We start from the raw sequence: 25,371 nt of genomic DNA, 5'->3' as shown, positions 1-25,371 counted from the left end.
GCATTGGCTCAAAAACATTCTTCTGCATTTTCCAGCCCCATTGCCTCGCGGTAAACAGGATCGTTGAGTATTATATTGGCCACCAGCTTTTCGCCTTTGGCAGAGAAATGCCCATCACATGGGATATAAAAAGAAGACCACTCTTTTGGTCCCAACCTGTGAACAATGGGCAAAATATTGATATAGGTTGCCCCATATTTATGGCAGAGCGTCTGGATTTTCGGCGAAAAATCATCTTCGGGTACTTTTTCGTAAGCGTATACGTCGGATAAGACAGGCATACCCAACAGAATCACCTTTTTTCCCTGAGTAGCTTTAAGCAACTCTTCCAACGAATGGCCGAATGCTGCCCAGCGACTCACAAAGGATTTACTGGCGAAACTATTCATCGGTTCGAGGTGGCTATTTGCAGATTTTCTCACCCAGTTCATAGCATAGGCATATGCATAGGAATTCAAGGTAAGTTCCGCCGCAATTCTTTTGCCCCACGGCATGGAGTGAAACACCGAATCTACGGATTCCTGTACCTGGGCGGGTCGCTGTCTGTTGACTGGCGCTGCTACTGACTGATCAATATTTTTCAGTGAATATTTAAGATTCAGATCAGGCAGGTTACCTTCCCAGTAGGGACGATAGATCGGATAGCGCAGCAGCCCAGTTTTCGCAGCCTCCGAATAATCCTCAAAGTCATTAGCCGGAAGCAAGGCAACAATTACTACCTCATGCTCAAACTGCCGGGCCAGGTATTTATAAGTCAGGTAGTAGTTAATCGGGCTAGTGCCGTTGATTCCGAAATTGAGGTGTTCACGACCCGTTTTGGTTTCCAGCAAATTAGAATAGCGTAAAGGCGCATCGACCATGTAGCCTTCCATGAAAGAGTCGCCCAGCAATACGGCCCGCACGGTAGATCCGGGACTAGCGAGCTGTCGCTCGGCATCCCGCATCCCGTAGGAATTACTAGTCAATAAAACAGAATCGCCGTTGCAGATAGGCACCCGAATCGAACTGTTTGGTAAGCGCCAGCGGCCAAATTCGGGGCTGATATCCCCCCAAAATTGTTTTTCGTACGACACCCAGTTTTTGTTGAGCCTGACCCGAGAGTGAAAGGGCGGCGGGGCATCTGTAAGCCCCAGATTAATCAGGCCAAAGCAAATAGTCTCGGCCAGTACCCAGAAAAGCAACAGTCCGCAAACAGAGGCAGATCCATTGGCCAGCCAGCCGTGCCTGGAACGTGTCCCCAACGTAGCAGCAGCCAGCAGCCCGACACCCACCAGCAGGTACTTAAGCAATGTATCCAGATTGATGTCGCCTACTAGTGCGTCATCATTGCCAAATTGTGCATCATACCCACGAAACAGGGCCCAAATTACGATTAGACTACCCGCAAGGGTTGCCCAAAATTTCATCACTTTTTTCATAATGGGTGGATATAGTTAGTGAGTAATTTCTACTCCCGGGTTATAACCAGAACGTCGTCTGGCCCATTTTATCATGCTCAACACCTGGAAGTAAGTTGTGAGTGATGTATTTTTTGCGGTTCGCGTTCTGCACATTGAGCAACACCATCAACGCCATGTTGCACGTGAATGTGGGGATATACACAAACTAAAAACTACTGCCAGCGAAGCAGAAGGGCTGGGTTAGAAAATCATTTGGGGCAGTATGCATACTTCACCGACAGGCAAAGCAGGGAAGTATTAAAACGGGTGAAAAATAAAAACTTACCTTTTTAACCTTTCAACTATTAAGGGGGATATTGTATCTGTTGGGCATTGTATTATTTTTACTGCATCTATCCCTCAACTCCTTACCCATGAAGCACCTGCTACCCATCCTCTGCTTTGTACTCGCCAGTTTTGGCATTCAGAATGCACAGGCCCAATTCTCCGTTGACGGCCCCGAAACCATCTGCACGGGTAGTTCAGCTACCCTCACTACTACCAATTGCGGCGGCACAATAAAATGGTCCACGGGCGCGACCACAGCTAGCATCACAGTCAGCCCCACTGTCACGACTACCTACTACGTCACCTGCACGGTGGGCAATAGCATTACCACAGGTAGTCTCTCGCCCATCGTAGTGCCGGGACTGCAACTGAACTCCGATGTTGGCAGTTGCATTACCGATAAGGCTACGCTCAGCGTTACTGGCGTGCCTACGGGCAGCAATCTGCGTTGGGAGCGGGACGGGGTACCTATTCCCGGCGCAAGCAGCAGTACCTACATCGCCACCCAGCCCGGTACTTACACCGCTAAATCCGATACCCCAACCTCCGCCTGGTCGTGGCAGAACCTGCTGCCCGATGGTGAGGATTTCAACGATATATTCTTCCCTACCGATTTCATTGGCATAGCCGTGGGAGATTATGGCAAGATCGTGCGGACGACCGACGGCGGGCAGACGTGGAAGAAAATCGCCGCCAATGAAAGCTACAATTTCGTTTCGGTGCATTTTGTCAATGGCACCACGGGCTGGCTTATCGGGCAGGATGGGCAAATCCTCAAAACCACCGACGCAGGGCTCACCTGGACTGCATGGCACCAAGGCGGAACCTACTACGGACTGAACGATATTTTTTTCACAGACCCGAATCACGGCTGGATAGCCAATAATAACGACAATCGTATTCTCCGCACTACCGATGGCGGCGTGAGCTGGCAGCCCTACCCTGTCGGCATGTTCGGATTGAGGGGCGTGCATTTTACCGATAACAACAATGGGTGGGCGGCTGGTTTTAACCTAAGAAAAACTACGGATGGCGGCGTGACCTGGAACACCGTGAACTTCGGAAGCGGTAATGGTTTGTCCGACGTTTTCTTCCTGGATTCTTCCAGGGGCTGGATCGTCGGCATTAACAATGTGATTTATAGAACTACCGACGGCGGCAATAACTGGACTTCTCTGAGCAGTTCTTTTCCAGCGGCGACCAATTTCAACAGGGTATTCTTCACGGATGAAAACAATGGCATTCTGCTTGCCTGGAACGGCATTTATAAAACTACCAACGGTGGTAATTCCTGGACTCTGACCGACGCTCCCCCAATCGGTGCCCTGGCGGTTTATATGCGTAGTCCCAACCGGGCCTGGGTAGCGGGTCATTTGGGCCGCCTACTCACCGGCTCCTCCGGCTCCTCGGGCTACACCTGGAAAATTACGCGCGGCGAAGGCATAGGAACCGACCAAACCTACAGCGGGAATGTCCCGGCTATGGATTTCGTGAATGCTAATTTGGGCTGGACAGCCAATAGCAATGGTTTTCTGATGAAAACTACCAACGGCGGGAAAGTGTGGATGAACACTTCGTTGAAAAATGTCTATGACGTTGACTTTGTGGACATAAGTACGGGCTATGCTGCCGCCAAAAGAACCAATGGTACATCTTTGGCCATTTACAAAAGTCTCGACGGAGGAAATTCGTGGAATTCCATTTACAACCTCCCCAACGGCGATGCTGCCAGTATTCAGTTCGTGAACGGTAGCATGGGTTGGGCCATCGTTGGATATAATAGCGCTGACGTTTACCGCACGACAGATGGGGGAAGTACGTGGAGTGCGTCCTCTCCGGGGTTCAATGTGAGTAAAGTGTTCTTCGTCGATGCTTCCAACGGTTGGGCAGGTGGAGCCGACGGTAAGATAGCCAAAACAATCAACGGCGGACTGACTTGGACAGATGTGAACGCCGGAACGGAATTTGCAAATAATTACATTGATAAGATATATTTCAAAGACAGCAATGTCGGTTGGATCATGGGATCCAAGTGCCGAAAAACCACCAACGGTGGCCTGACCTGGTCGGATAATATCGTTGGTGGGTACAGCGTTGCTGTGCCCTTCAACAGCATCAGTTTCTATGATGCCGACCATGGCATTGCCTTAACGCGTTGGCGTAACCCCAGCGGGGGTATGTTCTACTTCAAAACGTCGGATGGCGGCCAAACCTGGACTCAGCAAGTACTGCCAAGCAGCATTAGCTTCGGGAAGCTCGTCATGATCGATGCCGCCAACGGCTGGGTAACCAACGGGCAGGGCGGCATTATACATTACGCTGCCCCCACGGCTACCTGCGCCGCCAGCGTCACGATCCGGCAGAATTTGCCAGGCCCAACGGTCACGGCCTCCACGCACAATGCGCTCTGCGAAGGCGAAAGTATTACCCTCGCTGCCACTGGCTGCCCGGACGCCCTGAGCTGGTCCGACGGCAGCATGGGTTCTTCCATTACCGTTACGCCTTATTCCTCCACAACTTACACCGCCTTTTGCGATGCAGGCAATGGCTGCAAAGGTGCGACCTTCACGGGCGTGGCGGTGATTCCGAAGATTCGATTGGATACAGCTTCTCTGGAGAGTTGCCACCGCACTACACTTATTCCAGATAATGTATGGCCAGGCATGGACATCAACTGGATGAAAGACGGACAATTCATCTACCGTTCCTACACATCCAGCCAAATAGCCAATGGTTTTGTAGCGCCGAGTGCCGGCGCCTACACCGCCGAGGCAATCGTAGCGGGGGCCTGGGCGTCGCAGACGGGGGTGTTCACCAACGCGGACTTACTCGACATCGCGTTTCCTTCCGCTTTGGTAGGTTTTGCCGTAGGCAAGCTAGGTACTATTCTTAAAACGACAGATGGAGGAACGAGTTGGAAAACGCTACCTAGCGGAACGACTGGACTTTTGCGGCGGATTCAGATGCTGAATCCTTCGACAGGCTGGGTGGTTGTTACCAATTCCTTAATCAAGACCACTGACGGCGGCAGCACCTGGTCGTCTCAAAAAATAAGCGGGATACCTAATGCTTACATTTACAGCGTTGCTTTTGCCAACGACAATCAAGGCTGGGTAAGCGGTAATTTTGGAAACTCCCCAATCGCCCATACCACCGATGGAGGAAGCACCTGGGTATTGCAGCACTCGGTGGGTAGTACTGTTCAGGATATATATGCCATAAGCGGAACGACAGCTGTGGCGGTCGGCAACCAGAATTTGATCTTGAAAACGACCGATGGCGGCACGACTTGGCGAAAGATCGAGTCAGGCCTTAGCAATCCTTCGAACATCGTGCTCCGCGATGTTCATTTTACCGACGCTGCCCACGGCTGGATCGTGGGAGACCAAAATACGATCTTGAGCACAGCCGACGGGGGAGAAACTTGGCAGGCGCAAGTTTCTCCCCCGCTCAACGGTGGTACTTTCGATCAGGTGCAGTTTGTGGACAATCAAAATGGCTGGATTCGTGATACTTATAATTATCGCAACATCATCACGACCAATGACGGGGGGCAAACGTGGGCAGTAAAGTCTAATTTAAGAGAACTGGGGTTCTCGAACGTGAACCGTATTTTTGCCAAAAGCCCTACCGAAGCACTTTTCGTGGGCAACGCGGGCCTGATTGCTCGTACGACTGATGCTGCAACAACCTGGCAGGAGGCAGGTAGCCCCTTATCCAAAAACAGTAATAGTGACGTATATTTCGTCAACGATACCCTTGGTTTTGTTACGGCTGGGGAAGGATTACTGCTCCGAACTACCAATGGTGGCAAGAACTGGCAGACCACTAAACTCGAATTCGGCAATTACTTTTCAGGTAATGACATCTTCTTTTTCAACACGACCCATGGCTGGATCGTAGGGAGCAACAAGCAGTTTTTGCGCACTACCGATGGCGGGATTACCTGGACAGGCCAGCAGCTACCGGACAATGTGTATCTCACCCAAGTTTTGTTCACCAGCACTACTACGGGCTGGGGGATAGGCTACAGTAACAATTTTTTCAAAACCAACGACGGCGGCTTGACCTGGCTAAAGCAGGAACTACCCATCCCCATCTCCCTTACGGGTATGTCCTTCATAAGCAATAGCCAGGGTTGGCTCTCGGGTGGTGAGCAACTGCTCACCACCAACGACGGCGGAGCTTCCTGGACTTCTCAACCGATAACGCCGAACTTCCGCGGCAGATCGGTATCGTTTGTCAGTCCCACGAAGGGATGGGTAGTGGCGGAAAATTCAGAAATCGCCTACCGTACCGCCGATGGCGGACAAACTTGGAATTCGTTTAAGATCGACTCCGCGAGTTACCTCGTCCCCCGGATGGTAAAATTTGTCGATGAAAACACGGGCTTTGTATTAACCGATCAGTACGTGTTTGTCACCCACGACGCTGGCACTACTTGGAAAAGAACCTATACGTACAACAATACCGTGAGCTACAACAGCGGAGTCGGAGCCTCCTTCCCGAATGCGACCCACGGCTGGGTGGTAGGGGTAGATGGTAGCATCCTTTCCTACCATCCGGCTGCTGCTCCCTGCCCGTCGAACCCTATACTGGTTCAGCCACAGAGTGCAGAACCATTGAGTACTCTCTCCTCCGGCGACTGGCGTACGCCCGTAGTGTGGTCTTGCGGTACGGTACCTACCGCTCTGGATGATGTGCGCATCAATAATGGTCACACTATCACGCTACCTTTCGGCTACTCCGCCAAAGCCAAAAGCGTAGAGTTACGCGGGCAACTGCAGTACAATACCAACGCAGGCTTGCAAATGGGCCAGGACTAATTTCTTTGCACAAACCTTTACTGACCCTCTCCATGAAATACTTCTCGCTCTTCCTGTTGGCTGGCTTCACCACAGTAGCCGCCGCCCAAACGCCTGTCGCCCCCGACTCCCTGCCGCGCTGCGGCGTAACGAGTTCCTTTCTGGAAAAGAACATCGACCCGCAGCTACTTCAGCAAATGAACACCCAATGGCAGGCCAATAGCAAAAAAAGCAAAGCAAACGGGCGACTTTCAGCCGACGACCCGGTGCTGGTCGTGCCCGTGATGTTCCACATTGCGCACCTAGGTGAGGCGGTGGGCGAGGGGTCTAATTTGTCGGAGGGAAGGATTCAGGCAGCTCTGGCGGCTTTGAACAACATCTACCGGGCGCGGGGACAGTACGCCGACGCCAACGACACGCGCATTGAGTTCGTTCTGGCCAATTGCTCCGGCATCGACCGTGCGAACGCTTCCAGCGTGCCTGATTTTATAAACAAAGGGGTGATTTACGGGGGGAGCAATCAGCAACAGGTCAAAGATATCTTCGGCCCTTATCAAAACAAGTTCATCAATATCTACGTGAGCCACATGATGACGGGTGCCGGGGGATATGCCTACTATGGCGGCGATATGTTCATAACGACGTATGGCTTACCGAATAAGGGCAATCAACCGGAAGGAGTGCGTCTTCTTGCTCACGAGCTGGGACATTCTCTTTTTCTCGACCATACCTTTTCTGGTGATAACTCTTGCCTGGGCTGCTCGAATGACAACGTGGCTTGCCCGGCCAACGGCAACCCATTCAATAATGGAGACCAGGTAGCCGATACTCCTCCTCACCGGGTCTATGACCTGAACTACTTTACACCCGCTTACGCCACAAATCCCTGCACTAACGAACCCTTTGGGCTTGATTTGGTCAAAAATCACATGGCTTACAATACCGACGCGAGGCGCTTCTCGCCCGGTCAAATCGCCCGGATGAGGTTTTTCCTGGAAAACTATTTGGGTTACTGGCGCAATTCGGACGCCGTTCCGACTCCCAACAATCAGATTGCCCTTTCGTCGGTGCCGGCCAACGTGTGTGTCGGCACTCCGGTGGCAATCAGCTACGACAACAATTCGGGTAGCAGTAGCCCCACTCTGCTAATCCAGAAAGGTGAGGACATCGTTTACTATGTCGATGCGACTTCCAGTCCGGCAAATTTTGAATTTCCGAAGTATCGAAACGGCTTCATAAGGGACGATTACAAATTGGAAAACGGTACTGATTACCGTGTACAGGTCGCGGCGGGCTGCAACAGTAGAACCTCAGACAGCTTCAAAGTCAAAAACCTTAGCCAATACACGGCTTTAATCGTGGGGGCAGACGGAAATAATTTTCCCAACTCCGGCTCCAATCTTTATCTCTATCCCTGTACATCCTCTTCGCTTACGCTCAAAGCTAAGTTCACCTTCACCGTTCAGGGAGTTACCCACACAGTTCCCGACTCCGAACTTTCGGCCTATAACTTTCAATGGACCTATAATGGAAACCCCATTCCCGGTGCTACCGGAAGTACCTTTGTTGTGACCAGCAATAGAAGCGGGGGAAGCTATCGCTATTCGGCTACCGGAGCCACCTGCCCCGGTCCGATCAACTCCTACACTACTGCCAATGTTTATCCCTCTACTTCTGCCTATAATTTCACGAGCGATTGGGACGGCAGCTATTCCCCACCGCGCAGCCAGTGCGAAGGTAGAGCGGTGATGCTTTACGCGGGCTACGTCAGTAATTCAGCTACCTATGACTGGTATCGGGATGGTGTTCTGCTGCCTGGCGAAACGTCCCGTACGCTCTCCGCCACCGCCACGGGAACCTACAAAGTCGTTGCCCGCGACGGGTCATGCAGCGTGAATTCATCCGCCCTGGATGGTATTAGCCTTCATTTCGGTACTTTGTTAGAAAATAGAATTATCATCAATAGCGGTGACAGCACAATTTGTAGTAGAACTGACCTGGCCTCCACTGCCACCCAGCCCAACCAAGGTTTTTCGTACCAATGGTTGCGTAATGGGAGCAATATTCCAAATGCCACTGAATCCTACCTTACAGCCTCGACAGCAGGAATTTACAGCCTCAGGCTTACGCAAGGCAACTGCCAGTCAGTGAGCAACGGCATCGACCTCAAAAAAGGGAGCAAGCAAGAGAAGCCAATAATTACGGGGCCGAAATCATTTGTGAATGGCCTTACGCACTACCTGTACGTTGAAAATATCAATAATGTCGGCATCGAATGGTTCAGGGACGGGCAGCCCTTGACAAATAATCTGTACACCCACCTGGCGGTTTCCAGTTCGGGAGTGTACACCGTCCGTAAAGGCTATAACGAATGCGTTATTGAATCCGACCCGTTCGTAGCGAATTTTGGATCGACGATCACCCCCCAAATTGAGTCAAACGATACCGTTTATGTCGCGTGTAATGACCAGTCTTCCTATTTGTACCTGCGTTTCAAGGATCGCTATTACGAGAATTCTGTGGGTTTGACTTTCCGATGGATAAAAGACGGGAACGATCTGCCGGCGGATCAGGCAACAGGTACATACTACTACCCAAAAGAACCTGGGGTGTATCGGCTGCGGGTCACCAAAGACGGAAATTCCGGACTTTCAAATCCAATCACCGTTACCACTACCAGTGACCGCACCGTTAAACTCACGGCTGAACAAGGTGTTTTATCGACTTGCAGCGGTAATGTGGTTAAACTGATTTTTCCAGAAGTTGGAAACTATAATATCCCCCTTGTCTGGAAAAGGGACGGGGTCGTCCTCGCAAACCAGTACAGATCGAAGTTAACGGCCTACGAGTCGGGTAGCTACACAGCCACCTACCAGGGCGACGGCTGCACCGTCACTACCGATCCGCTGCCCGTGACAATCGGCAGTGGAGCCACTTCGGCCACCCTCAGCGGCGACTACGCCATACGCACCGGAGAGACCGCCAACCTACTCTTGACCGCACCCGCCGGACTGAGTTACTTCTTCAAATTATCGGACGGCAGCGAATATAAAGGTCAAGGAGCTACTACACTGATCCCCAAAAGTCCCAACCTCTCCACAACCTACACGCTCACCGGCTTTGGAACATACTGCGGCCTGGGCAACGCCTCCGGCACTGCCCAAATCGATGTGACCAAATGCCCTGAAGGCACAGTCAATACCACACTTGCCACGGGTTACTGGGACACGCCCGCCAATTGGAGTTGCGGTTCGGTGCCGACGGTACTCGATCTGGTGCGCGTCAGTGCGCCGCACACGATTTATTTGCCGATGAATTATGGGGCAAAGTCCAAAAGTGTCGAGTTGCTGGGGAATATTTTGCAAGAAGCCAATACGATACTGCGGATGGGGCAGGAATAAATGCCAATAAATCAATCAGCAGGGCAGGTTAACCAAAAGATGGCGATCATTACAAACGGCTGCTTCATTTGCAGAATGCAGTCCCCTCTAGAAGATCACGTCCAACGGTGAACTTATCGACCACACCAACCCTACAAATAAGACCAATCCGTAGATAGTTTTCATTTGTCATCCAGAATTAGAGTGTAATAGAATTTATGTCAAACCTACCATCGGTGACCCTGACGGTGTCCCCCGTAGAACTGGCGGCTATGAACTCGAAGGTACCGGAGATTATCCCGGTGAGCGTGTCGGCCTTCGTGATTGTAACACGCCCCGTGTGGCGCGAGGAGGTGGAGTGAATCAAGTTGCCCACTTGGTACATACCGTAATCCTTGGCTAGGATCGTAACAGGCATAACTTGCGTGTCTAAGTTAAGCAGGTGTTCTCCAACCTCTATGTCCTCGAGGTGAACGTGTACCCGCTTTTTATCATTATCCCTGGTGCGAATCCATATGCCTACGCTCCTTGGGGTAGTTAAAACTCTGTAAAATCCACCTTCGATAGGCTTGACAGATGAGAAGAGCACTCCGCCTCTCTCTGGCACCCAAGGCTTGCCATTGATTTTGCAGCCAAAGGTATTCTTACCTTCCTGCGTGGCTTTGGGTAAGGGATCTTTATCCTCTTTAGTGCAGCAAGCCATCAGCAACCACAGGGCGGTCAACAGCCAGAGTCTCCACGAAATCGGTCTGCGCTTCATAGTAGTTTAGGGATTAAAGGGTAGTAAGTACGGTCATTACAAAAGACTGATTCATTCGAAGGACGCAGTCTTCTGCGCAAGGCTACGACTATGATGTTTTTTGAAAGCTTATTTTGGCAGCAACACGAAGTCATACTTGGTCTTTCCTCCCAGAGTTACTGTGCAGCAACTACCCTGCTGGACATCATTCATGAAGATCAACCGATTTTGAGAGCTGTACTTACTTCGAAGTGGTTCAAAGTTTAATGACGATACTATACTAGCATACAAGTACTTCCTAGGCACATCGACTACAAGTTCATATGCCCCGGTTGAATCGGTCAAGGTCTCATCGATAGGAATCCCGCCAGTTACTCCTTTATGGCCGGCAAAAAGTATGGTCACACTATCCACAGGTTGCCCGGCTTGGTCGGTTACCTTACCATATACTGTGGTTAGCCTGGCAATTTCCTTTGGTTTGCATCCTTGATTGAGGATTACCAGTGCAACTACAGACAGGCCAAAGCCTGTCTGAGCCAAAAATCTTAGGGCGGAGCGCCCTGGCCTCCACGGAATCGGTCTTCTTTTCATAAAGATTATTATTTGAAGGGTGGAAAAAAGCAATTCCCGTAAATCTCAATAAAGTAACCAATAAATGCAATCATTCAGAAAACCTTAGCTTTTTTAGCTATCACCCTCGCATCTGCGAATACCCTACTACATGAATCGCGTTAAAAGCGCGGGCTGATTCGACGGCCCTATCGCAGATAGAAGTATTGGAGCCACAGATAAGGCAGGAATAGACGGAGCAAGCATTTCGTTCGTACTAGCCACGGGGTACCAAAGGCCGCTCGCAGGACCAGCCATGTAGTTTTCTCCCCGGAAATCCCTAGTTTTGGGTAATTTTGAATCAAAATCAACCTCAAAACAGAACCATCATGTCCAAAAGTCTTATTGTCATAGTTATCCTTTTGCTGGTCGGCGGTATGTTCGGCTGCAGCTCCTACAACGGGCTGGTGCAGAAAGACGAGAACGTCAACGAGCAGTGGGCCAAGGTGCAGAGCCAGTATCAGCGCCGGGCCGACCTAATTCCGAACCTGGTCAACACCGTTAAAGGGGCCGCCGAATTCGAGCGGGGTACTTTGACCGACGTCATCGAAGCCCGTGCCAAAGCCACTTCGACACAAATCAGCGCCGATGACCTCACGCCCGAAAATATTCAGAAATTTCAGGCCGCACAGGATCAGTTGGGCGGCGCGCTGTCGCGGCTGCTGGTCTCCGTGGAACGCTATCCCGACCTGAAAGCCAACCAGAATTTTCTGGAATTGCAGGCACAGCTGGAAGGTACCGAGAACCGTATTACCGTGGCTCGTAACGACTTCAACGCCGTAGTGAATGAGTACAACCAATCGGTGCGAAGCTTCCCGAACACTATTTTCGCGAGCATTTTCGGATTTGAGCGGAAGGGCTTCTTCGAAGCTTCACAGGCCGCCCAAAACGCCCCGACCGTTACTTTTTAATTTCTGTTCCGACATAAAAAGACGCCATGCTGCCCGCCGTGGCGGTATGGCGTCTTTCTTTTTGGTAAAAAGGTCAAAGCGGGGCGACCCATGGCGGCCAATCGAACCCCTTACCCCCTCTCCATTGAATATTGCAAACTTGGGTTTTTCCGCACCCAAATGAGCCACTATCAACCATCCACTGTCTACGAATCAAATGGCTACCGAAAATCCTCTGTTTGGCAAAATAGAAACGCAGCGCATCGTCGCTACCATTCAGGAAGCCGAAAAGCGCACTTCCGGCGAAATCAAGGTGCACATCGAAGCCCGGTGTCCCGATGAGGACGTGATGGACCGCGCCAAAGTAGTCTTCGGTGAACTGAGCCTGCACAATACCAAGGACCGCAACGGCGTGCTGTTCTACCTGGCCCACGAAGACCGCAAGTTTGCAGTACTCGGCGACAAAGGAATCTACGAAAAAGTCCCGCATGATTTCTGGGAAAGTACCAAGGAAAAACTACGCGCTCACTTCAAGAAAAATGAATTTGTCGAAGGACTCTGCGAGGGCATCGAAGAGGCGGGTCAGCAATTGCTAACATACTTTCCGTACCAATCGGATGACATCAACGAACTACCCGATGACATATCGTTCGGGTAACCAAAGCCATGAAAATATATTCTCTTTTACTCTTTTGCCTGTTTCTGCTGGGTCAATCCGTCCAAGCGCAGGATATTCCGCCACGTCCGAGTCCGGCCCGTCTGGTCAACGACCTCGCCAATCAACTCAACCCTACCGAAGAGGCTGAGCTGGAGCAAAAACTGGTGGCCTACGACGACTCTACCTCCACCCAGATTACGGTAGTCATTGTTCCCACTGTGGAACCCTACGCCATCGCCGACTACGCCTTTGAACTGGGCCGCGCCTGGGGGGTAGGCCAAAAAGGCAAAAATAACGGCATTGTGCTGCTGTGGGCACCCGACGACCGCAAGGTGTTCATTGCCACGGGCTACGGCATGGAGGGAGCCATTCCCGACGCCATTGCCAAGCGTATCGTGTCGCAGGAAATCATCCCCGAGTTCAAAAACAAAATGTTTTATCGCGGCCTTGACCGGGGGGTGGATGCCATCATCCGCTACGCCTCCGGCGAATACAAAGCCGTCCCACAATCGGCAGACGGGGAAGAATTTCCGGCCGGCTTTATTATCATCATTTTTCTGATCATACTCTTCATCATCCTGCGCAACCGGGGCGGCGGCGGGGGCCGTGGGGGCAAACGCTTCCGTAATTCCGGTGGCCCGGTTTTCTTTCCGTACAGTACCCACTCGGGCTGGGGTAGTTCTTCCGGCAACTGGGGCGGTGGGGGCGGCTTCGGCGGAGGAGGTGGCGGTGGTTTTGGCGGCTTCGGCGGAGGTAGTTTCGGCGGCGGCGGCGCAGGAGGCAGCTATTGACCTGACCCGCAGTAAGTGCGGTGCTAGTTTACAGCAGCCCCGGCCAAACACTTCACAAATCATGACGTGCGCTTTGCGTTCAAAAATCCCTTTCGCGAAACGAAAAGGGGATTCGATCCGTTAGCTTTACTCATTCATAAGCACTTGAACAAATACGAATCATAAATTGCCAGGTCGTCCGTCACCTATCATCCACCTTCCATCCTTTCTTGAGTAAATGTTTCAGCTTACCCCGATTGTCCGTAATCTGCTGATTCTGAACATTGTGTTCTTTATCGTGGACTCTTACATTCTGCCCCTGACGCCGAATTTTGCCCTGTACTCTTTCATGTCGCCGCATTTTTTGCCGTTCCAGTTTGTCACGTATATGTTCCTGCACGCCAACATCGGGCACATTTTTAGTAACATGTTCGGTCTGATTATTTTTGGCCCCATGCTGGAAAGAATCTGGGGGCAAAAACGCTTTCTGATTTTTTACTTTGTGACGGGTATCGGGGCAGGGGCGCTTTTTTCGGCCATCGACTTCTTCGAAACCTCGCAGCTGCAGCAGGCGGCCAGCATTTATCTGGACTACCCGACACCCGAAGGATTCCTGGATTTCATGAGCCAGCATGCCGGACCGTTGTATCAGGCCAATCTGGATTTTATAAATAATTTTGAAGAACATCCGAGTGACCCGCGTTTCATCCAGGATAGTGTTAACTTTGTGAAAGGTTTTTTGCAGCAGCAAGTTAGCATCCCGATGGTGGGAGCCTCCGGGGCGATCTTCGGGATCCTGATGGCCTTCGGGTTACTGTTTCCCAATACTGAACTTTTTCTGTTATTTATTCCATTTCCGATCAAAGCGAAGTATTTTGTGGCTTTTTACGGATTGTATGAACTGTACTCGGGCATTCAGAATGCCCAAACCGACAACGTGGCTCACTTCGCTCACCTCGGCGGGATGCTGTTTGCTTTTATTATGTTGAAAGTGTGGGGATCAGAGAAGAATAAATTTTATTAAGGGATGCTGGATACTGAACACCGGGCGTTGGACTTAACAAAATCTGACGTCCGGTGTCCAACGTCCAAAATCTGGAAAAGCGATGAGTGGTATTTTTGACGATTTTAAGCGGGAATTCACCAAAACGGACAACACGTTAGTCAGGATCATTCTGATCAACGTGGTGGTGTTTCTCAGTCTGCTGCTGACGAAGGTGATCTTCACGCTCGGCCAATCGTCCGAGGCGTATGTGTGGCTGGTCGATATGCTGCGGCTGCCTGCCGCGCCGCGCGAATTCCTGTACAAGCCCTGGACAATCATCACCTATTTCTTCACCCACGAGGAGATTTTTCACATTCTCTTCAATATGCTGTTCCTGTATTGGTTCGGGCGATTGGTGGATGAGTACCTGGGTTCTAAGCGGCTGATCGCACTTTACATACTGGGTGGTATCGCCGGAGGGGTAGCCTACGTGGCGATTTACAATCTACTGCCCTACTTCCAGTCGCAGGTGGCGGGTTCGCAAATGCTGGGTGCTTCGGCAGCCGCCTTTTCAGTGGCCGTGGGCGCATCCACCCTGCTGCCCAACTACACCTTCAACCTGATATTCATCGGGCCGATTCGCATTAAGTACATTGCTTTCTTTTACATCATTCTTTCTCTAGCGCAGTCTATTGGCCCCAACGCAGGCGGTAACCTCGCACACCTGGGCGGCGCACTCACCGGTTTTTTGTTCATCAAGTTCTTGCAGAATGGTACCGACATGGGTAAGCCGCTGTACGTGCTGATGGCGATATGGAATAATCTATTCCGCCGGCGTCCTCCGATGCGGGTCACGCACCGGCAGAAGGAGGTGCAGCGCACGGCCTCCGCCTATTCGTCAGCCGCTTCTCCCGCATCCGTAGAAATGCCCGACCAGGACGAGATCGACTCTATACTGGATAAAATATCGAAGTCGGGTTATGAAAGTCTGACGAAAGAAGAGAAGCAGAAGCTTTTTAAAGCCAGTCAGCAGAAATAATGGAAAATGGATAGTGGACAATGTAGTTGGAGACAAAATCCTATAATTTTGCAAATAGGGTGATTAGACTTTACAAGCATTTGTCCGCAGAGAAGAAAGAATTCGTGCTGCCCAAGCAACTACTCAGGAGCAAAACCTCGATCGGCGCGCCTATTAGAGAATCAGAACACGCTCAGTCAAAAGCTGACTTTCTCAACAAGATGAGCACCGCGCTAAAAGAAACAAACGAGACAGAGTACTGGTTAATGCTACTGAAAGACACGGAATATATCAGTAAGGACGAATTTGATTCCCTGCAGAAAGACTGCGTCGAAATCCTTAGATTGCTCGTAAGTATCATAAAATCGACCAAAACAGCCTTAGGTCGTTAGGTAAATATTTCAGTACGATGGGTACTTTCACTATCCGTTGTCCACAATCCATTGTCCATTAGACAAATGCTTATCACTCCCGGAAAAATACTTGCTCAAATCAACTCACCCGAAGACCTGCGCAAGTTGGATCGTGCGCAATTGCCGCTGGTTTGTAACGAATTAAGGCAATTCATTATCGACAACGTATCGGTGTACGGCGGGCATTTCGGGGCGAGTCTGGGGGTAGTTGAGCTTACGGTGGCCCTGCACTACATATTCAACACGCCCGACGACCAACTGGTGTGGGATGTGGGACATCAGGCCTATGGTCACAAAATTCTGACCGGGCGGCGCGATAATTTTGCGACCAATCGATTGTACGGCGGCCTCTCGGGTTTTCCCAAACGGGCTGAAAGCGATTTTGACGCTTTTGGCGTCGGCCACTCTTCTACTTCCATTTCGGCTGCTTTGGGCATGGCGGTATCGTCGGTGCTGCAAAACAACCGCGAGCGGCATCACATCGCCGTTATTGGCGACGGAGCTATGACCGCCGGACTGGCCTTTGAAGGGATGAACCACGCGGGTACGGCCGACACCAATCTGTTGATTGTGCTGAACGACAACTGCATGGCCATCGATCCCAATGTAGGAGCTTTGAAAGCATACCTGACCGACATTACTACCTCGCATACTTATAATAAAGTCCGTGACGAGGTCTGGAACCTGCTCGGGAAGATGAGCAAATTTGGCAAAAGTGCTCAGGAGATCGTTTCCAAGGTTGAGAACACGCTTAAAGTCGGACTTTTGGAGCAAAGCAACCTTTTCGAGTCGCTGGGACTAAGGTACTTCGGTCCCATCGACGGCAACGACATCGAACACGTGACTGATGTGTTGAACGATTTAAAGGACATTCCCGGTCCTAAGTTGCTGCATTGCCTTACGGTAAAAGGCAAGGGCTATGGGCCCGCAGAGAAAGATCAGACCAAGTGGCACGCGCCGGGCCTGTTCGACAAAGTCACGGGCGAAATCAAGAAAAAAACCTACAATAAGCCGCAAGCGCCAAAGTACCAGGATGTCTTTGGCCATACGATCGTAGAATTGGCCGAGAAAAATCCGCAGATCGTGGGCATTACGCCCGCGATGCCGTCGGGTTCGTCTCTGAATATTATGATGCAGGCCATGCCCGACCGCGCCTTCGACGTAGGCATCGCCGAGCAACACGCGGTAACATTCTCAGCCGGAATGGTCACGCGGGGCAGTGTGGTGTATTGCAATATCTACAGCACCTTCATGCAACGGGCCTACGATCAGGTTGTGCACGACGTCTGCATTCAGGGCTTACCCGTCATTTTTTGTCTCGACCGGGCGGGCATCGCCGGGGCTGACGGACCTACGCACCACGGGGCCTACGACCTGGCCTATATGCGCTGCGTGCCGAACATGATCGTGTCGGCTCCCATGAACGAGGAGCAACTCCGTAACCTGATGTACACGGCGCAACTACCCAAAATTCAGCAAGGCAAGAGTGCTTTTACGATTCGCTACCCGCGCGGGCAGGGCGTAATGCCCGAATGGCGCACCCCACTGGAAGAAATTGAAGTAGGCAAAGGCCGCCAAATCCGCGAGGGCGAAGATATAGCAATCCTGACGCTGGGGCACGTGGGCAACTTTGCCGTGGAAGCCTGCGAAATTTTGGCGAAACAAGCTATTCAAGCCGCGCACTATGATCTGCGCTTTGCCAAGCCGCTGGACGAAGCATTACTACACGAAGTTTTCCAAAAACACGACCACATCCTGACCGTGGAAGATGGTTGCCTCCCCGGCGGGGTAGGCAGCGCCATTCTGGAATTCATGTCTGAACATGGCTACGCGGCCCGCGTCAAGCGGCTCGGCATCCCCGACCACATCATCGAACACGGCGAACCTCATGAACTTTACTACGAGTGTGGGTTCGATGCGGCTGGTATCGTGAAGGCGGTACAGGAGATGGTCGCGGAAGAGGATTTACGACCCCGTCATGAATTAGCAAAGATATAAGGGCAAAAGACAACTAAGTAAGCAATAAGCCTGACCGAAATTCGGTCAGGCTTATTGCTTTTTAGAATACGGTCATTTGCTTTTACCACTCGCTGTACTTTTTGAGAACGGCGAAAATTGAAAAAGGTGGAGTGAGTTAAGTATTTTCTTTATGCCTGAAAACACCTATAGCTCACCGAAAAACATCACAGACCGGTGACACAGCTGACGCTGAAAGTTTTGAGAATTTTAACAGGGTATGGTATTTTAGTAGCTTTTTCGTGTTTGCCCAGCGATCGAGACAAGACAATGGTAGTTCCAGAGACGAAGTTGGTCGGTTATCGGGCTGTTGAAGGAAGAATTGATTTTATAAATTCAGCAAATGTCCCCCACACCTTCATCGCTCTTCCCGATCCTTCCCGCTAGTCAGGCTGGGAAGCGCCGAATTTTTCATTTACTAATATGCTTTCTGGGTGTAACGCTTCTGCCACTTCCGGGATTAGCGAATCCGGTTGTTCAAAAGATCGAAAAAGCAACGCCGACATACCGCGTCATTCACCTGATCTACTACTTCGATACTTGCCGGGCCGTCACCCAAAATAAGGAATATGCCTTTGAGGTCTTGAACGAAATCGAGAACGTGGGCATCAGGTTACGGGACAAACACCTGCGTCGCTACGTCCGGTATACGCGCGACACCTACGGCCGCAATGGCGACGGCACCAACCAGCAAAAGGCCGAACTTTTTTTGAAGGTAGGGAAGCAGGCGACCAAAGATGGAGATCCGGAGATTGCGGCCGTTTGCCAACATTTCGCCGGGCAATATTACTTTATAGCCGAAGACTACGGCAAAGCTTTTCAGTTTTTGTTGATCGCAAACCGGGCCTTTCGTAGCATTGGACTGAAGAGTATACCACCCATCAGCCGTTTTCTGTACGAACTGGCCTTTAACTATTACCACTTCCACGAATTCGAAAAAGTGATTCCGTTGCTGCGCGAGGCAGAAAAGTTTCCGCCATTCAGCGAAAATCTGCACATTCAGACTTATAACACCATGGCGCTTTCCTATGCCCATTTGAGCTCCAAGGATAGCCTCAATCGGGATGAATATATCCGCGAAGCGGAACGCAACTATCTCAGGTCACAGCAGCTGGCTGCCCAATACCGCGATTCGGTGTGGATTGGGATCACGGCAGGTAATTTGGGGGGCCTTTACCAGAATCAGAAGCGCTGGGTTGACGCCCTGAAGGCATTTAAGTCAGACTACCATTTAGGGTTAAAATTCGGAAGGAATCGCTACTATCCCACCTCGGGCGCCCTAGGCGCAGCCCTAGCATTCGTGCATCTGGAACAACTGGATAGCTGCCGCTACTACCTCGATCGGGCCAAAGAGCTCTATCAGCTCAACCTCACTATGCCCGACTTTGCCCGAAATTTGAGAGATGAGGACTACCTGTGGGAGTACTACGAGATAATGCGCCAGTATTACAAGCTAGTCGACAACTCCCGGCGGGCCAGCCAGTATGCCGACAGTATGTTTCTGATGAGTGATCGCATTGCCGTGCGGTCGAGCGCGCGGCAATTATCCCTGGCCGAACAGAAACTACTCATTCAAAAATATGAATCAGAAGTCGAGGCAATTGATGCCGAGAAGAGCAACCAGCAAAGTATCTTCTGGTTGATTGCTATTGGGCTGGCTTCGCTGGCCGGACTGTTTTTTCGGCTATTATATCTAAGCCGCATCCGACGGCGGCAGGAGCAGGAAATCGAGGTGGCCAAAGAGAAATCGCTGCGATTGGAAAAGCAGATTGTGGAAGACGAACTTCAACAGGCTCAGATTGATCTGAATGGATTTGTTGAAAATCTTCACCAGAAAAATGCGCTCATTGATGCGCTCACTCTTCAACTGGAAAGCCTGGAATCCGGAAGTTTAGCCAAAGACGACACCCAGCTGAATGAGGCACGGCAAAAATTGATGCATTCCAATCTCCTGACCAAAAACGATTGGGATGAGTTTCAGCGTCGGTTTGAGCGGGTCCATCCCGGATTTTTCTGGCAACTCCGCACGCAGTTCCCCGACATCAGTCCCGCCGAAGAACGACTTCTGGCCCTTTCCCAGCTCCGTCTCGACACCTCACAAATGAGTCGCATGCTGGGTATCTCGCCCTCCTCCGTTCATAAAACCAAGTACCGCTTGCGCAAAAAACTGGGACTTTCCGCGAACTCTCCTCTCTCCGGACTAATGGACACCCCAGGAGGCGATCCAATAATATACTAACTATTAGTAAGTTATGTTTTTGTCCATACGTTTGTCCATGCCTTTATCTGGGGGATATGCGGGAAATAGCATTGTTTTGCTCCACTATATGGCAGCGCAGTCTGTCTTTTGAAAACTAACGTTATGAAAAACTTTTTAATGACAGTAGATGCTTCCTTGTCGCTTGCGTCAGAAGCCACGTCCTTTCATCCGGGGGCTATTTTGGCCCAACGGTGCAGATGCGGAATGGCACTCTCCAAACTAGGATTGACGGGGCTCCCTGAGTGATTTTATGCTGGATCCACCCGTTACAGCCTTCTGAGAAAAGCGGGGGCACACAGGAGGTAGCATTGAGCTAGTTTATGAAATGACAAAACCCCGGCCAAGCCAAAACAAAATCTCAATCCCGGTGAATTGGAGGATGGGCGCACTACCTGCTTATCTAACTATACACACACACCTACCCAGACTCTGCGAGTCCCTTTTACAGATTACTGGTAGTAAAATCCATCCTCCAGACCGGGAATAACAGTCTTTACTCTTTGCGTGCTTTTTAAGTATTGCATCATCCGCGACCCCTCCACTGATATCGCCGTGGAATAATGAGCTTTCAGCAATTGATTCGCTACCATTTGCGACGGTGAAATTGCCCCCCACCTCTTAATAGCCCGAGATACTAATTATCAACACTTCGATCTTTCGCTCCTATCTGATTATGAGCGTTTAGAGGTATTTGGATTTATTTTAGAAGCCCAGAGGCCTGACTGCCTCCGGGCTGAAAATACTTTCACACAACATTTTATCTCTGCTCCGAGTCAGTCGGATCGGCTGTCCATACTTGCGCGGGTGGATGCCCGACGGGCGAGATATGGTCTTACTTTCCCAGTCACAGGCCTATGTCTACTCAATGCTCGACCCGACGAGCCGGGCAGACTCGCACAGAAGAATTGGTCGAAGGACTTAGCGCAGTAGCATTGCGGCGGGTACTTTGCGGACGGGGCTCTACCTGATCAGGACTATACGCGCTAAATTGACAAGGCATCACGCGGGTGAACAAGTAGTAGCGTGATATGGATCCAGACAGGTGATGACCGGCTCACCAGACCGCGGTTTTCACTTAAACAATTAGCCAAAAAACAGTAAGCGCGAAGCGGAAGAGCCGGAAGGTTCTTCCGCTTTTTTTATGAATCACAGTATACGCAGCCTCCCAACATGAGGCGAAAATCTATTTTTTCGCACAAAACACAAAAGCTGCGTTTGGAGCAACTGGAAGGGGGCCCGTGCAACAATAGTACAAGTCTGCAACAATAGTGCAAGCCGGATATTTTTATTCTGACACAATAGTGCATGAGATTGAAACAATAGTGATAGTGCTTCTCCTACCAGGCCGATAGCTTTGCCCTTGTCTTAATTCGCTGCCCCTCTTACTCAACTTCTTGCAATCAATCTCAACGTAATTTATCTACGCTATGAAAACTTCTACTGCTTTTCTGCTTAGCCTTTGCCTCGCCGCAGCTTGTCAGCGCGGGCCGGGACAAGGCAGTTCCCTCCGGCTAGACCACGCCAACGCCCGGAACTTTCTCCAGAAGGCCAATGAGTTGTATCAGGTAAACGACTACCCCGCCGCCATCCAGAATTATGATCTGGCGCTGAGCTTGGACCCCAGCCTGACGGCGGGCTACTTCAACCGGGGCAACGCCCGGTTCAAAACCCGGGACCTGGTCGGAGCCATCGCCGACTATGATCAAACCCTGCGGCTGGATGCCGAATTTGCCGATGTGCATTACAACCGCGCCACGGCCCGCTTCGATGCCGCCGATTATGGTGAAGCCGTAGCCGACTACTCAGTCGCGCTGCGTCAGGACCCGTATCGTACCGACGCCCGCTACAACCGGGGCGCGGCGTACTACAAGCTGCACAACTATAAGAAAGCACTAGCCGATTTCGACCGCGTCATTGCTGCCCGGCCCGACTTTGCGACCGTATATAACTACCGCTCAAAGGTAAAGTACGCCCTGGGTGACCAACCGGGAGCATTGGTAGATTACCAAACTTCGCTGCACCTGACGTCTTCCCTGACTGCTTACGCCCTGCCAGATTGAGGGGTTTCCCTCAGTCAGTAGGCTGAAAACTACTTCAAAATCTAATTTCACTTCCACTATCTAACTCCATCACCCTATGAAATTCTTTCTTCTTTCCCTCACTGCCATCATTGGCGCCATTGGCCTGTTCGATTCCAAAAAGTACGATTACCTGGATATTTCCGGCAATAAATTCGATATCAGCTGGGATGACATCACGGGGGATCTGTGGCCTTAGATTTCATGTTTACGAAATCAATACACAGGTGGACCCGATAGCCCTTATACCCACTCGTTCCATTAGTCAGGGTACACGGCATCACTATGCCCCGCAGTAGGCGGTGATGCGCCGATTCCGTATCTTACGGGAATTTTTTCGCCCTCACGATATGGAAGTTTTTGAAAAGCTGAATGCCCTGCTGGACGAAAGCCTGGACAACCTGGGACTTTCGCCGGATGAAATCTGCCACGAAATCGGTATCAGTCGCGCCCAACTGCATCGTATCATTAAAGAGAAGTCGGGGCTCTCAACAACCCTCTTCATCCGACAGAAGAAGCTGGACAAAGCCCGGAGCTTTCTGGCCGAAACCGACCTGCGGATTTCTGAAATTGCCTACCTGATCGGCATCGAAAGTCCGCAGAATTTCAGCAAGTACTTCAATAATGCCTTCCAGATCAGCCCCACCGATTACCGCAAGCAGGCCGAGATCGACAAAATAGCTACCGAAAACACGGTCGAGGTGTCGATTGCCGTGCTGCCGTTTGTGAACATGAGCGGCGATGCCGGGCAGGAGTATTTCAGCGACGGCATCACGGAAGAAATCATCAATGTGCTAAGCCATGTCCCGAACCTCAAAGTCGCCGGGCGTACTTCTTCCTTTACTTTCAAAGGTCAGAACAAGGATCTGCGGCTGGTCGGCGAGCAATTGAACGTGGCGCATATTCTGGAAGGGAGTGTACGGCGGGCGGGCAATCGGCTCCGCATCACGGCGCAGTTGGTCAAAGTGGAAGACGGCTACCACCTCTGGTCGGAGCATTATGACCGGGAGCTGAAAGACGTTTTTGATATTCAGGACGAGATTGCCCTGGCTATTTTGCGGGAAATAAAAGTTCAGCTCCTCGGCGAAACCCAGCAGACCACGCTCAAACGCTACACCAATAACCCGGCCGCTTACCAACTCTACCTGCACGGAAAATTTTACCACAATAAATTCGCCGGGGCCGAAGAGTATAACAAGGCTATCAGCTACTACCGCGAAGCTATTGCTTTGGAACCTGCCTACGCCATCGCTTACGCAGGCATCGCTTCCTGCTACCTCAACATGTGGTTTTACAGGCACCTGCCCTCCGAACAAAGTCTGCCGCTGATGCGCCAGGCCACCGAGCAGGCCCTGCAACTCGATGACACCATCGCCGAAAGCTACCTGGCCCTGGCCCGCATGCAGATGCTTTACGAATGGAATTTCGACCAGGCGGCCAAATCTTTCAAGAAGGCGCTGGAATTCAACTGGAACACCGCCGAGCTGCGCGGGCAGTATGCATTGCTGCTCAGCATTCGGGGAAATCACGCTCAGGCCGAAAAGCAGGCCGAGCAGGCCTTATCGCTCGAACCTTTTTCCCTTATCAATAATTTTTACGCAGGCTATGTCTATTGGGTAGCGGGCAAAGCCGACGCAGCCATTGCACAGGGGCGGCGGCTGGTCGCGCTCGAACCCACTTTCTGGGGCGGACACAGCCTGGTAGGGATGAATCTGATTGTTCAGAAAAACTTTGATGTGGCGCGTCAACACCTGGAAAAAGCCTGCGAACTCAACCGAAACGGCATGACCCTGAGCGCTTGTGGCGCGCTGTACGGACGCGCAGGCGAAGCAGACAAGGCCCGGGACATCCTCGATCAGATGGTGGCCCTCAACCAGTCACAGCCCGTCGCCCGCTACGACCTGGGGATTGTCCATGCCTGCCTGGGCGACCTGAACACAGCCTGTACTTACTTCGAGGCGGCCATTGAGCAGCACGAGCCGCCAATGCTTTTTTTCAAATCCATCGTGCGCGACTGGCTCACGGGCTTTGAACAAGATCCACGATACGAAATCCTGTTGGGAGAAATCTTCGGCTAAGCAGCCCCTGCCCCTATTTACTGTTTCCGCTTCTTAAAAGTCAGGATGCGGAAATGGACTGCTCTTGTGGAGCGGTGTGTGCCGTTGGCACCACAGTGGAGGGAATATTAAATAAAGCGAACCAGATTAGACTGCACAGACTAGTGTATCTTTGGGTAATTTTATTTTTTCCCCCTACATTTATAGATTAATACACACATTTATGACTTTACCCTTAAAGATTCTGATTGTCGAGGATGAGATGCTCATTGCGGCTAATCTTGCCCTTCAGCTCGAAGGCCTGGGTTACGTAGTATGTGGCACGGTACCTCGGGGAGAAGAAGCATTGGTGCTGGCGCGGGAACATAAACCTGATCTGATACTGATGGACATTCAGCTCAAAGGAGTGCTGGACGGTATTCAGACCGTCGAGCGGCTGCAGCGCGAGCATAATCTGGCGGTGGTTTATCTCACCGCTAACGACGACGATGCACATTTTGATCGAGCGAAGGCATCCAACCCTTTCGCTTTTCTTTCCAAGCCCTTTAAGAAGCAGGAATTGCAGCGCGCCATTGAACTGGTGGCAAGCCATGTTCTGGCTTCCAAAAAAAATGGAACTGCGGATTTGGAATCGGCCGTGTTTGACGACCGGATTTTTGTCCGGCACAACGATGCCATGGTCAAAGTGATGATCGGGGACGTATTGTACATAGAAGCAGAGCGGAACTACTGCCGTATTTACACCAAGAGCGAAGAATACCTGCTGGTAGCCACTCTGAAAGAAATCGAGGAAAAACTGCCAACGGGCCACTTTCTGCGCGTCCATCGTTCTTTTCTCATCAACATTGCCCTGGTCGAGGAAGTAGGATCAACCCATGTCGTGGTGGTAGACAAGGTCATTCCGTTGAGCAAGTCGATGCGGGAAGAACTCCTCAGCAGAATCTATTCCATTTGAAGTACTACTAC

General features: G+C 51.1%; 17 protein-coding genes. 14 read left to right on the top strand and 3 right to left on the bottom strand.

Going from position 1 to position 25,371, the window contains the following annotated elements; genetic code table 11:
* Positions 1-8: 8 nt before the first annotated feature.
* Positions 9-1,418: an SGNH/GDSL hydrolase family protein gene (locus IE117_RS23645; protein WP_189568051.1), complete on the bottom strand. Its 1,410-nt coding sequence runs from the start codon at positions 1,416-1,418 to the stop codon at positions 9-11.
* A gap of 395 nt (positions 1,419-1,813) precedes the next feature.
* On the opposite strand from IE117_RS23645, the gene IE117_RS23640 reads away from it, so the two are divergent.
* Together IE117_RS23640 and IE117_RS23635 are read left to right on the top strand one after the other, a co-directional pair.
* Complete coding sequence (locus IE117_RS23640; protein WP_189568048.1) at positions 1,814-6,553, top strand: YCF48-related protein; 4,740 nt, start codon at positions 1,814-1,816, stop codon at positions 6,551-6,553.
* 32 nt (positions 6,554-6,585) lie between these two features.
* Positions 6,586-9,933, top strand: coding sequence for a M43 family zinc metalloprotease (locus IE117_RS23635; protein ID WP_189568046.1), 3,348 nt, complete (start codon positions 6,586-6,588; stop codon positions 9,931-9,933).
* Between the two features lie 178 nt (positions 9,934-10,111).
* Here IE117_RS23635 and IE117_RS26605 read toward each other — a convergent pair whose 3' ends face one another.
* Both IE117_RS26605 and IE117_RS23625 read right to left on the bottom strand, forming a co-directional pair.
* The gene (locus IE117_RS26605) at positions 10,112-10,615 is read right to left on the bottom strand and encodes a Riean_0653 family protein (RefSeq protein ID WP_374757976.1); all 504 of its coding nucleotides are present in this window, start codon (positions 10,613-10,615) and stop codon (positions 10,112-10,114) included.
* A 165-nt stretch (positions 10,616-10,780) separates the two neighbouring features.
* Positions 10,781-11,242, bottom strand: coding sequence for a peptidase associated/transthyretin-like domain-containing protein (locus IE117_RS23625; protein WP_189568042.1), 462 nt, complete (start codon positions 11,240-11,242; stop codon positions 10,781-10,783).
* Positions 11,243-11,589: 347 nt separating this feature from the next.
* Here IE117_RS23625 and IE117_RS23620 point away from each other — a divergent pair, with 347 nt between their 5' ends.
* The 12 genes from IE117_RS23620 to IE117_RS23565 all read left to right on the top strand — a co-directional run bounded on the left by IE117_RS23620 (position 11,590) and on the right by IE117_RS23565 (position 25,360).
* Positions 11,590-12,171, top strand: coding sequence for a LemA family protein (locus IE117_RS23620; protein WP_189568040.1), 582 nt, complete (start codon positions 11,590-11,592; stop codon positions 12,169-12,171).
* Between the two features lie 196 nt (positions 12,172-12,367).
* A complete protein-coding gene (locus tag IE117_RS23615) occupies positions 12,368-12,808 on the top strand; it encodes a TPM domain-containing protein (protein WP_189568037.1) in 441 nt (146 codons plus the stop codon).
* Between the two features lie 8 nt (positions 12,809-12,816).
* Positions 12,817-13,599, top strand: a complete 783-nt coding sequence (locus IE117_RS23610; RefSeq protein ID WP_189568036.1) for a TPM domain-containing protein — start codon at positions 12,817-12,819, stop codon at positions 13,597-13,599.
* Between the two features lie 217 nt (positions 13,600-13,816).
* Complete coding sequence (locus IE117_RS23605; RefSeq protein WP_189568034.1) at positions 13,817-14,602, top strand: rhomboid family intramembrane serine protease; 786 nt, start codon at positions 13,817-13,819, stop codon at positions 14,600-14,602.
* 82 nt (positions 14,603-14,684) lie between these two features.
* Positions 14,685-15,602, top strand: coding sequence for a rhomboid family intramembrane serine protease (locus tag IE117_RS23600; protein ID WP_189568032.1), 918 nt, complete (start codon positions 14,685-14,687; stop codon positions 15,600-15,602).
* 26 nt (positions 15,603-15,628) lie between these two features.
* The gene (locus IE117_RS23595) at positions 15,629-15,973 is read left to right on the top strand and encodes a four helix bundle protein (protein ID WP_189568030.1); all 345 of its coding nucleotides are present in this window, start codon (positions 15,629-15,631) and stop codon (positions 15,971-15,973) included.
* Positions 15,974-16,039: 66 nt separating this feature from the next.
* On the top strand, positions 16,040-17,992 hold the full coding sequence (gene dxs, locus IE117_RS23590; protein WP_189568028.1) for a 1-deoxy-D-xylulose-5-phosphate synthase: 1,953 nt from the start codon (positions 16,040-16,042) through the stop codon (positions 17,990-17,992).
* A 361-nt stretch (positions 17,993-18,353) separates the two neighbouring features.
* Entirely contained in the window at positions 18,354-20,249 is a 1,896-nt protein-coding gene (locus IE117_RS23585) for a coiled-coil domain-containing protein (protein WP_189568026.1), read from the top strand.
* Positions 20,250-21,697: 1,448 nt separating this feature from the next.
* Complete coding sequence (locus IE117_RS23580) at positions 21,698-22,330, top strand: tetratricopeptide repeat protein (protein WP_189568024.1); 633 nt, start codon at positions 21,698-21,700, stop codon at positions 22,328-22,330.
* Positions 22,331-22,406: 76 nt separating this feature from the next.
* On the top strand, positions 22,407-22,547 hold the full coding sequence (locus IE117_RS23575) for a hypothetical protein (protein WP_189568022.1): 141 nt from the start codon (positions 22,407-22,409) through the stop codon (positions 22,545-22,547).
* A gap of 151 nt (positions 22,548-22,698) precedes the next feature.
* Complete coding sequence (locus IE117_RS23570; RefSeq protein WP_229581374.1) at positions 22,699-24,426, top strand: helix-turn-helix domain-containing protein; 1,728 nt, start codon at positions 22,699-22,701, stop codon at positions 24,424-24,426.
* Between the two features lie 202 nt (positions 24,427-24,628).
* Positions 24,629-25,360 carry a LytR/AlgR family response regulator transcription factor gene (locus IE117_RS23565; protein ID WP_189568018.1) on the top strand — a complete coding sequence of 244 codons (732 nt, stop codon included), beginning with the start codon at positions 24,629-24,631 and terminating at the stop codon, positions 25,358-25,360.
* Positions 25,361-25,371 lie beyond the last annotated feature (11 nt).

Source organism: Persicitalea jodogahamensis (assembly GCF_014651615.1).
Taxonomy (GTDB): Bacteria; Bacteroidota; Bacteroidia; order Cytophagales; family Spirosomataceae; genus Persicitalea; species Persicitalea jodogahamensis.
The sequence above is the reverse complement of the archived record's forward strand: the minus strand, read 5'-3'. Positions and strand labels throughout refer to the sequence as shown.

Coding starts and splice junctions, on each gene's coding strand:
- IE117_RS23645 (WP_189568051.1), bottom strand. CDS start 1,418: ATGAAAAAAGTGATGAAATTTTGGGCAACCCTTGCGGGTAGTCTAATC.
- IE117_RS23640 (WP_189568048.1), top strand. CDS start 1,814: ATGAAGCACCTGCTACCCATCCTCTGCTTTGTACTCGCCAGTTTTGGC.
- IE117_RS23635 (WP_189568046.1), top strand. CDS start 6,586: ATGAAATACTTCTCGCTCTTCCTGTTGGCTGGCTTCACCACAGTAGCC.
- IE117_RS26605 (WP_374757976.1), bottom strand. CDS start 10,615: ATGGCTTGCTGCACTAAAGAGGATAAAGATCCCTTACCCAAAGCCACG.
- IE117_RS23625 (WP_189568042.1), bottom strand. CDS start 11,242: ATGAAAAGAAGACCGATTCCGTGGAGGCCAGGGCGCTCCGCCCTAAGA.
- IE117_RS23620 (WP_189568040.1), top strand. CDS start 11,590: ATGTCCAAAAGTCTTATTGTCATAGTTATCCTTTTGCTGGTCGGCGGT.
- IE117_RS23615 (WP_189568037.1), top strand. CDS start 12,368: ATGGCTACCGAAAATCCTCTGTTTGGCAAAATAGAAACGCAGCGCATC.
- IE117_RS23610 (WP_189568036.1), top strand. CDS start 12,817: ATGAAAATATATTCTCTTTTACTCTTTTGCCTGTTTCTGCTGGGTCAA.
- IE117_RS23605 (WP_189568034.1), top strand. CDS start 13,817: ATGTTTCAGCTTACCCCGATTGTCCGTAATCTGCTGATTCTGAACATT.
- IE117_RS23600 (WP_189568032.1), top strand. CDS start 14,685: ATGAGTGGTATTTTTGACGATTTTAAGCGGGAATTCACCAAAACGGAC.
- dxs (WP_189568028.1), top strand. CDS start 16,040: ATGCTTATCACTCCCGGAAAAATACTTGCTCAAATCAACTCACCCGAA.
- IE117_RS23585 (WP_189568026.1), top strand. CDS start 18,354: ATGTCCCCCACACCTTCATCGCTCTTCCCGATCCTTCCCGCTAGTCAG.
- IE117_RS23580 (WP_189568024.1), top strand. CDS start 21,698: ATGAAAACTTCTACTGCTTTTCTGCTTAGCCTTTGCCTCGCCGCAGCT.
- IE117_RS23575 (WP_189568022.1), top strand. CDS start 22,407: ATGAAATTCTTTCTTCTTTCCCTCACTGCCATCATTGGCGCCATTGGC.
- IE117_RS23570 (WP_229581374.1), top strand. CDS start 22,699: ATGGAAGTTTTTGAAAAGCTGAATGCCCTGCTGGACGAAAGCCTGGAC.
- IE117_RS23565 (WP_189568018.1), top strand. CDS start 24,629: ATGACTTTACCCTTAAAGATTCTGATTGTCGAGGATGAGATGCTCATT.